The sequence below is a fragment of the Candidatus Thiosymbion oneisti genome (genome assembly GCF_900092655.1).
In the GTDB taxonomy this organism is placed as follows: Bacteria; Pseudomonadota; Gammaproteobacteria; order Chromatiales; family Chromatiaceae; genus Thiosymbion; species Thiosymbion oneisti.
In genome coordinates, this window is record NZ_FLUY01001007.1 from 1 (window position 1) to 5,923 (window position 5,923).

The following is a 5,923-nucleotide window of genomic DNA, read 5'->3' on the forward strand; positions in this document are numbered from 1 at the left end:
CCGATAGCCGGAAGGGCCAACGAAATATCGGTAGTCCCGGGAGCCGACAAGATGTCGGCGATCCCAGGGGCCGACAGAATGTCGGCGGTCCCGGGCCGGCTGGGACCGCCGTCTTTCAGATGGCTTACAGACCCCATGACCAGCTGTCGGCAACGCTCAGCGCAGACGCCCTCTGGGCCGCACCGGATAACGCCGGACAGCCGGCAGGTTTGATTCCCGTGTATACCACCGGCCTGGTGCTCTCCGCGGCGCGGAGCAACCAGGTTCCCACGCAGCGCGTGGGAACGAGAAAAGGGTGGCCTATCCCCAAACCATGCAGGCGAGATGCCTGCGCTACGTCGGGCGTCACCTTTTACGACACCCTCGGTGGGAGAGGGAGTGCAACCTGTGGCGTGCCCAATACACTGCGAGTGGCACTGTTTCCATTTAAACCTTAACCACTACCCCCATGCTGCCTTGTCCTGAGATCCCGCACCGGCACCCCCTGTCTCTCTGGGTGGAGCGACTGCCTGAACTGCAAGAGCGGTTGACGGCGGCGGGGTTCGGCATTGGTCCCGATCGCTGGTTGAACCTCCAGGATCTCCTGTTTCGCTTCTATCAGGAAGGGCGGCTACCCCCGGAGATCAGAGGGCTTTGCAAGTTCATCCGGCCTCTGTTTTGCCGCAATCCCGAAGAATCCGCGGCCTTCGATAATTGTTTCGACGCCTGGGTAGACGAGGGCCGAAAGGCCAGCCTGCCGGCGGCCGAACCGATTGCCTCTCCCTACGCGGAACCGGCCCCATCGCCCCCGCCGGAGCTGGGCAAGCTCCCGGTGCGCCCCTTCCGCCGTTGGCCCTTGGCGGTACTCGTTGTTTTACTCTCTCTGTTATTTCTTGGAGCCGGTTACTGGCTGCTGAAACCGCCGGCCCCAGAACCACTTGTAGAGCCGTCTACGGAGCAATCCCCACCGTCGGCTTCCCAGCCCGCTATACCGAAGGGCCCGAAGCCGCCGGCCCCGGCATTGTCCTCCGATGACTATTTAGAGCTGCCGCTTCAGCCATTGCCGCCCCGGGCACTGCCGGAGCGGCCATTCCTCGATCCGCAAGCTGCCGCCTATCTGGAGGTCCTGGGCAAGCTCCTGCCCTGGCTGGGGCTCCCCATCGCCCTGGCCTGGCTGATATGGAGCTGGTGGCGGCGGCGTTATGTCCTGCGCCGGGCCGAGGATTCCGGCCAGGATCCCCTGGCCTCCCTGGCGATGCATACGGACAGCCAACCCCTGTTCGCTGCGCCCCCGGTACGAGACGCCCTGCGGCGTCTGCACCGACCCATCGCGATTCCCGGCCGGTCTCTGGATACCCGAGCCACGATCGCCGCCTCGATCCGGCAGGCCGGTTGCTTCCAGCCCATCCGGCGTGGCCGGCGCTTTGCCCCGGAGCTCCTGGTGTTCATCGACACCAGGGACCCCAAGGACCTGCTGACGGATCTGGGCCGGCTGGTCGCCGAGCGCCTGCGCCAACAGGGCCACCAGGTCTTTGTCTATACCTACCAGGGGGCACCCAACGGCTTCGTCGACGAGACCGGCCAGGTCGTGCCGGGCGGGACGGAAGGGCTCTTTCATCACCACCCCCATGCCCGTCTGTTGCTGATCGGCGACCCCAACGCCCTGCTTACCAACCTCGGCACCCACCTGACCGCCGCGGCCAACGCCCTGACCCGCTGGCCGCGGCGGGGGCTACTGAGCACCCGCGATCCCCACCCGACCTGGCTCGGGATACTGACGGCGGCGGGATTCTATGCCGAACCCCTGACCAGCGAGGGCCTCCGGGCCATCAGCGCCCAGCTCACGGACCTCCCCCAGCCTGCCGAGACCTGGCGGCGCTCGATCTCACCACCCGCCCCCTTCCAGGACCGCCACACGCTCCTGTGGCGGCGGCGTCCCAGGCGCGGCGAGTTCAAGGCGGACCTGGCCGCGTTGCGCCGCTATTTGGGGCCAGACGGCTATTTCCTGCTGAGTGCCATGGCGGTGTATCCGGCCCTGCACTGGGGATTGACCCAAATCCTGGACAGCCGCCTGTTCCCGGACGCTACCGGCGAACGGCGCGAACAACGACTTACCAGGCTGGCGCAGCTCACCTGGTCCCGGATCGGTTGGCTGCCGGAGTGGTTTCGCATTGATCTGTTGCGCCGGCTGACCCGTCGGCAGCGCCGGGCCATTCGCCGGGAATTTCATAGCTTGTTGGACCCGCGGGCCACAACCACCGGCAACACCACGATCCGACTGCCGTTCCGGATCGCCAAGACGCGCCCCTGGCGCGAAGGCGGCTGGCGGGATTGGCTGGAAGGGCTCATCGCCCGGGCGCCCGAGCACAGCCGGCTGAAAGACGCCGTCTTCGCCAACCTGGTCCTGGGCGGACGCCTCGGATTGTGGGATTTCACCCTGCCCCGCTGGATCGGATACCGGCTGCCGGGTGGGCACTGGCAGTTGTGGCTGGGGCCGCTCCTCAAGGCAGGTGCCGGCGTACTGCTGTTCGGGTTGGCCGCCACTCACCTTTGGCAAGCGGGTCCTGTGCGCACCCTGGCCGAGGACTGGATGTTGGAACGCCGGGTCGCCGCCAGCCAGGGACAGCGCTTTGCCATCGTCGCCGATGCGCGGAACGAGATGCTCGCCGCGGCCCTCCGGGCCAGTTTGGTGCGCTACGGCCTTACCCAGGAGGTCTTGCAACCGGAAGTGGTGGAGCGGCTGTCCCGGCTTCCCGGCACCGACCATCGCATTGAATATGGCCCCGATGCCGGTGACGCCACCCGCCGGGCCGCCCGGACCATTGCCGCACGGCTTGCCTATCTCGACTACCGATCGCCAAAGGCGATCGGTAGCCGGACCATGGCCGCTGTCGATGGGGTTCCAAAAAACACAATCCTGGTCCAGCTGGCCGGGGATGCCGCCGCCGACCCGACCGTCTCGGTGCGGGACCGGTACTCCGGCGGGAAGACGGCACGCGCATTGTCGCCCGAAGAAAAACGGCTCTTCGGCGATCCGGGCCAACTCATCGCCGCCATCGATAAGGCCCCCTTCAGTCGTTTCCGGGATTCCCTGGCAAGCGGCGGTCAAGGCCCGGAGATGGTGGTGGTCCCCACCGGGGAGTTCCTGATGGGCTCGCCCCCGGACGAGCCGGAGCTCGCCGGATATGAAGGCCCGCAACATTTGGTACGGATCCCGCGACCCTTTGCCCTGGGGGTGACCGAGGTGACCTTCGCGGACTATGACCGCTTTGCCCGTGCCACCGGCCGCGGGTTGCCCAATGATGCGGGCTGGGGCCGTGGCAAACGGCCGGTGATCAATGTGAGCTGGGACGATGCCGGGGCCTATGCCGAGTGGCTGAGCCGGGAGACGGGCGCAGTCTATCGCCTGCCGACTGAAGCCGAGTGGGAGTACGCCGCTCGGGCCGGCACCCGGACCCCCTTCTGGACCGGCGATTGTATCCACACCGACCAGGCCAACTACGACGGCAACTATGATTACAACGACTGCGGGGCCAAGACCGGGATCTACCGGCAACGGACGGTCCCGGCCGGCAGTCTGCCGGCCAATCCCTGGAGGCTCCATGAGATCGCCGGCAATGTCTGGGAATGGACCCAGGATTGTTGGCACGGGAGCTACCGGGGTGCCCCGTCCGACGGCAGTGCCTGGGGTCAGGAGAACGGCGACGACTGTACCGGGGGTGTGGTTCGCGGCGGTGGCTGGGGCAGCCGTCCTTGGGACCTCCGGTCGGCGGACCGGTTCAGGGGCACCTCCGATGGTGCGGGCGGCGACCTTGGTTTTCGTCTCGCCAGGGAGTTATGACCCTCTGTGCTGTGTTCTTTTGCCCTTTGCAAATCCGCGCGTAGCGCGGATTTTCGCGATTTTTTCGGCGGTTACGTTTTTTTGGCGCTTGTCACTCCATAAGGCTGCATGGAACAACAACCCCCCAAAGTCATTTCGGATTGCCATCTGCTGCTGGAGTGGCTGATTCCCCAGCTCGATAAATTTCCCCGCCTGCGTCGTTATACCCTGGGAGAACGTATCGAGTCGGGGATGCTTGCAGTGCTGGAGAATCTGATCGAGGCGGCCTACAGCCGCACCAAGGCCGAGCCGCTGAAACGGGCCAATCTGAAGCTGGATCTGGTCCGTCATCTGTGGCGCCTGAGCTTCCGGTTGCAGGCGGTTCCTGCCAAACGTTACGAGCACGGCGCGCGGTTGTTGCACGCGCTGGGCCGTCAGATCGGCGGTTGGTCTCGCCAACAGCAGAGAGAACAGGGCGGATCACGATGAAACGTATTGGCAACCTATGGGGGCAGATCACGACCTTCGGCAATCTCTACCAGGCCTACCGCCAGGCGCGCCGCGGCAAGGGAACCAGATCTACCGTAACCCGATTCGAACTGGACTTGGAAGGAAACCTGTTCGAATTGCAAGAGAGATTGCAAACCCGAAGGTACCGGCCCGGTGAGTATCACCTCTTTACCATCTATGACCGAAAACCGCGCACCATTGCCGCGGCGCCGTTCGCCGATCGGGTCGTGCACCATGCCTTGATGAATCTGGTGGAACCCGTACTGGATCGACGTTTTATCAGCGATTGCTACGCCTGCCGAGTCGGTAAGGGCGTTCACGCGGCGGTGCGACGTTATCAGGCTTGGGCGCGCCGCTATCCCTATGTCCTCAAGGTGGATGTACGGCAGTATTTTCCCTCTATCGACCATAACATCCTCAAGACCAAGCTGCGGCGCCGGATCAAAGACCGGAATGTACTTTGGTTGTTCGACACCATTATCGACAGTGCACCGCAGGCCCATTCTCCCGGTAGATTCTTTCCCGGTGATGATCTGTTGGTATTGATGGAACGCCGTTGCGGAGTGCCCATCGGTAACCTTACCAGCCAGTTTTTATGCTTTACCCTCGGGAATCGGGTCGGATGGAGACCGGGCGTGTGGTTCGCGGCGGTGGCTGGAACAACCAACCAAGGAACCTCCGGTCGGCGAACCGGAACAGGAACACCACCGATGAAGCGAACAACAACCTTGGTTTTCGTCTCGCCAGGACGCCTGCCCCAAGGGTCGGAGCCGACGCATTTACGGATGCGTCGGGCGTATCCGCGGGTGCCCATGGCCCGGTTTCCTGTGCCTCGTTCAGGAACGCGAAGGCCGAAGAGCAGGGCAAGGAACGCGGCGCCCGGGGCTGGTAGGCCGGACCGAAGGCCCTGGGCGTTTTTTAAGGCCGTGGCCGCCCTCTTGCTGGGTAGCATCGGCATCTCCTTGCCACTGGCGGCACAAGACGACTCGGTATCGCTTCCACGCTCGGCGTTTCCCACCCAACCCTGCCGGGTCCAACCCGGCGCGGGCCCGGAGCTGGCGGTCATCGCCGCCGGGCGTTTTCTCATGGGTTCGCCCGCGGACGAACCAGGGCGTGACTCCGATGAAGGCCCGCAGCACGGCGTCAGCCTGATCGCCCCGTTCGCGATTGGCCGCTGCGAGGTAACGGTCGGGGAATTTCGCGCCTTTATCGAGGCTACCGGCTACCGGACCGATGCCGAACGGGGCAATGGGTGTCGTGTGCTCAGGAATGACGGAAGCGGTTGGGAATCTCACCGGGATCGTGACTGGCGTAATCCGGGTTTCCCCCAGACGGACCGGCATCCGGTGGTGTGCGTGAGCTGGAACGATGCCCGCGCCTACGCCCATTGGCTGGGCCTGCGCACCGGCCAGCGTTATCGCCTCCCCAGCGCGGCGGAGTGGGAATACGCCGCACGGGGCCTGCGCGCGACGAAGGTACCAAGGCCGACGCTACGCCGTTATTGGGGAAAGGATCCGAAAGACACGCAAATGTGTGAATTTGCCAATGGGGCCGATCTGGACGTAAAGGCACGCTTTCCGGATCGGCCCTGGCCTACGAATAATTGCCGGGATG

The 5,923-nt window shown here is 64.7% G+C and carries 3 protein-coding genes; all 3 read left to right on the plus strand.

All coding sequences use genetic code 11. The features are described 5' to 3' along the window. Positions 1-448: 448 nt before the first annotated feature. Complete coding sequence (locus BQ17_RS23360; RefSeq protein WP_256091543.1) at positions 449-3,820, plus strand: formylglycine-generating enzyme family protein; 3,372 nt, start codon at positions 449-451, stop codon at positions 3,818-3,820. 108 nt (positions 3,821-3,928) lie between these two features. Next, positions 3,929-4,288: a diversity-generating retroelement protein Avd gene (gene avd / locus BQ17_RS10330; RefSeq protein WP_089726775.1), complete on the plus strand. Its 360-nt coding sequence runs from the start codon at positions 3,929-3,931 to the stop codon at positions 4,286-4,288. After that, positions 4,285-5,923, plus strand: a 1,639-nt coding sequence (locus tag BQ17_RS24705; protein WP_256091544.1) for an SUMF1/EgtB/PvdO family nonheme iron enzyme, incomplete at its 3' end; no start/stop codon positions are given. The genes avd and BQ17_RS24705, both read left to right, overlap by 4 nt.

Coding starts and splice junctions, on each gene's coding strand:
- BQ17_RS23360 (WP_256091543.1), top strand. CDS start 449: ATGCTGCCTTGTCCTGAGATCCCGCACCGGCACCCCCTGTCTCTCTGG.
- avd (WP_089726775.1), top strand. CDS start 3,929: ATGGAACAACAACCCCCCAAAGTCATTTCGGATTGCCATCTGCTGCTG.